This window comes from Synechococcus sp. B60.1, from assembly GCF_047462555.1.
GTDB lineage: Bacteria > Cyanobacteriota > Cyanobacteriia > Thermostichales > Thermostichaceae > Thermostichus.
On the sequence record NZ_JANSJN010000075.1, the window covers coordinates 1 to 3,565 of the forward strand.

Genomic DNA, 3,565 nt, shown 5'->3' on the forward strand with positions numbered 1-3,565 from the left:
GATCCCTTAGTTGTTTTAGCTATCTGAGAGGGCTACCATGATTGAAGCTCTGGAAAGGCTAGCAAAGGAACCTACCGAAAGCTCTGCAACAGCTTCTGGGAAGATTTGGACTGATGAAGAGTTTATGGCTCTGCCCGATGATGGCAATCGCTACGAAGTTGTAAATGGAAAATTAATTGCGATGGGCTCAGCGGGTGCAAGACATGGCTACTACGTTAGTTTAATCAGTTTTTTCCTGACTGCCTATGTTAGAGCCCAAAAAATGGGTGTTGTCTTCGATTCCGACACTTCGTTTAAAATGAAATCCGGCAATCGCCGCTCCCCAGATTGTTCTTTCTTCTCCAAAGAGCGGCTGCGATCCCTTGGCGGGATCCCCAAGGGTTATATCGAGGGATCCCCAGATTTGGTTGTGGAAGTTCTCTCTGATGACAACACTGTAGGAGAGATCCACAACAAGATCGTCGATTATTTTGAGAACGGATCCCGCCTTGTTTGGCTTATTCATCCCGAAGAAAAGTATGTTTTGGTTTACCGTCAGCCTGAGCCCACAGCACTGAAGCGGCCAGGCGACATCCTAGAAGGCGAAGAGGTGATCCCTGGGTTTGCCTTGGATTTGTCGGAGTTTTTTGCCGAACCTGAGTTTTAGTTTTTTGCGAACCTAGCAACAAAACCCTCCAGGGTTCCGCGGCACCTGGTAAACTGGCCCCAAAAACGGGATCCCCTTCCATGGCGCTGGTTCACCTGCAAGTTCTGGAGCGCACCCCCAGGCGGCTGCGGATTGCCCTGCAAAGGTTTACCCCTGAGCAACTGGCCTGGCGGGTGGGGGCGGGGCTGGGGTTGTTGGCGCTGGGATCCCAGCTCTGGCAGCCTTCCCCTCTGCTGGGGCTACTGGCTGTAGCAGCGGGCCTGGGGATTGGGATCCCTTGGGGGCTGGGGCAGATCTTGAGTGTGGATCGGGAGCGGCAGCGGGTGACCCTGACCCGGCTGGGTGGCCCTTGGGGGATCTGGCGGCAGCAGGTCTTCTCTTATCCTCTCGCCCAATTGCAAGGGGTGCGGCTGCAGCGGCTGGGACAAGAGATCTTGGATAAAGAAGCACAGGAAAGCTTTCAGATACAAGCTCAGGTGCGGTTGCAGCTCCGTCCCCAGGTTTTTGAACAAGAGCTTGAAGAAGTGATCGCTTGTTTCAGTAGCCAATCGGCGATCAAAAAAGGCGAGCCGGAAGCCCTTGCCTTGGCGCAGCGGCTGGCAGGCTGGATTCAGGCCTATATGAACCCGTGAGGTTTCCTCATAAGCTGTTGATTGTAGTACTTGGCAATCCTTGGCAAGCTGTCGAGAATGGGTGTGAATTTGGATAGGTGCTTTTGCGAACCTTCACAGAACAGAATTTCGGCAATGCTAAGCCGTCATGACTATTCCTGAGGAGACTCTAGAAACCGTTAGCCTAGTCGTCAGGGATGCTTTGCGCAACTGGCCGTGGCTGCTTTTGTGGGCAGCCTCTTTCCTGGCGCTTGTCTTCTGGCAAAGGCGACGGCTGCATCAGGCCCAGGTTGGTTTTCCCGACATCGTCACCCTGGCGCGGCCCGATACGACGTTGCTGGAGTGCAACGAAGTCCATCAGAGGGTTTTGGGCGATTGGCGGGGCCGGCGCTGGATCGAGGCCTTGTTGCCAGAGGAGCAAGAGCAGGTGCGGCAGCAGATAGCCCAGCTCACCCCTCAGCAGCCCACCTTCACGAGGGTTGTTAGGATGGTGGACGCGGCGGGACAGGTGCGGTGGCTTGAGTGGATCAACCAGGGCATCTTCGACCGGCGAGGCCGGCTGCAGTTTATTCGCGGGATGGGCCGAGACATCACCAAGCAAAAGCAACTGGAAGAGAATCTGCGGCTGCGGGAAGCCCAATTGCAAGCCCTCTTGGACGCCCTGCCGGCAGCCATATGGGCCAGGGATCCCCAGGGGGTGCTGATTTTGCAAAATGCCACCGACCGTGCCTGGTTTGGCGACCTGCTGGGCACTTCCCTGCAAGAGATGGCTCAGCAGTACCCCCAGTGGCTGGAGTTCACTTCCCAAGCTCTAGCCGACCTAGAGCCGCAAGGGATTTCCCAAGTGGAGGGCAAGGAAATCATTCAAGGCCAAGAGCGCTATGTCTATCGCCTGGCCGTGAAGCTGCAGGATGAGTCCAAAGGTTTGGGGTGCCTCGGCATTGCCTTGGACATTACGGAGCAAAAGCGGCTGGAACAACAGGTGCAAGAACAACAGGAGCGCTTTTGCGCCTTTCTCAACAACAGCCACGACATTTTGTGCCGGATCGATGCCCAAGGCTTGGTCTATCCCTTGAATTGCCCGGTTGCTGAGAAAATTTTAGGTCGTTGTCCTAAGGAGGGAGAACCTATACCTTTGGATTGGGTTCACCCAGAAGATCAGGAGATTGTTGCTTGTGCTCTTGAACAACTCAAGGCTCGACCTGGCGAAACGCTCAGCTCTATCTATCGAATGCAGCATGCGGATGGCCATTGGGTATGGCTAGAGAGCCGCTGTACCGACCTTTTGCAGGATCCTGCGGTGGCAGGAATCGTCTGCAGCACCCGCGACATTACCCAGCAAAAAGAGGCGGAACTGGCGCTGCGGGAAAGCGAAGCCCGCTTCCGGGAAATTGCGGAAGTTGTTCCTGTAAGCTTTTTCCTAAGTTCAGCAGATTTTGGTCAATTTCCCTACGTAAGTCCGCGTTGTGAACAGATTTGGGGATACACGCCGGAGGAGTTTTACCAGAAGCCGGATCTGTGGAAAGACAGGATCCACCCCGAAGATCTGCCTCAGGTTCTGCAAGCCGTAGCTCAAGTTATCCGAGGAGAGAAGCCGGTTACCTATCGCATTTTCCATCGAGATGGTCGGGTGCGCTGGTTGCGAACTTCCTGCCGACCTATTTTCAATGAACAGCAAGAAGTGATCCGCATTGCCGGCATCACAGAAGATATCACCGAGCAAAAAGAGGCAGAGCTGGCCCTGCAAGAGAGCGAGGCCCGTCTCAAGGCCATCCTCGACGGGATCCCTTTTCCCATCTTTGTTAAAGATTTGCAGGGCCGCTACTTACAGGTCAATCAAGCTTACCTGCAGAAAAACGGTAAACTCCCAGAAGAAGTTCTCGGCAAGGCCGATACGGAGCTCTTCTCGCCAGAGGAAGCTCTGGAGTTCCGCAAGGAAGATCAAAGGGCCATCCAGTCTCCCGCTCCCATCAGCTATGAGTGCACCATTTGTCGAGACGGCAAAAAGCAAGAAAAGTGGATCACTAAGTTTGCCCTGCGGGATTGGCAAGGGGATCCCTATGCCGTTTGCGGCATTGCTGTGGATATAACCCCTCTCAAAGAAGCCCAGGATCTGCTGCTGCAAGAGGCAGATCGAGAAAGACTTCTGGGATCCCTGCTGCGGCGGATCCGCGAGAAGCTGGACTTGCAGCCCCTCCTACAAACCACGGCGGCGGAAGTGCGAGAGTTTCTCCAGGTGGATCGGGTGATGATCTACCAGTTGCAGGAGGGCATAGGGGGGTTTGTAGCCGCCGAGTCCGTCCTGGAT

General features: G+C 54.9%; 3 protein-coding genes. All 3 read left to right on the forward strand.

Going from position 1 to position 3,565, the window contains the following annotated elements; translation table 11 throughout:
• Nucleotides 1-37 precede the first annotated feature (37 nt).
• A complete protein-coding gene (locus NW863_RS09240) occupies nucleotides 38-646 on the forward strand; it encodes a Uma2 family endonuclease (RefSeq protein ID WP_414365913.1) in 609 nt (202 codons plus the stop codon).
• A gap of 80 nt (nucleotides 647-726) precedes the next feature.
• A complete protein-coding gene (locus NW863_RS09245; RefSeq protein WP_414365914.1) occupies nucleotides 727-1,278 on the forward strand; it encodes a hypothetical protein in 552 nt (183 codons plus the stop codon).
• Nucleotides 1,279-1,405: 127 nt separating this feature from the next.
• Nucleotides 1,406-3,565: PAS domain S-box protein (locus NW863_RS09250; protein WP_414365915.1), on the forward strand; the 2,160-nt coding region annotated here is incomplete at its 3' end.

What these genes read in the sequence shown, in the direction of transcription:
- NW863_RS09240 (WP_414365913.1), top strand. Translation starts at nt 38, where the DNA reads ATGATTGAAGCTCTGGAAAGGCTAGCAAAGGAACCTACCGAAAGCTCT.
- NW863_RS09245 (WP_414365914.1), top strand. Translation starts at nt 727, where the DNA reads ATGGCGCTGGTTCACCTGCAAGTTCTGGAGCGCACCCCCAGGCGGCTG.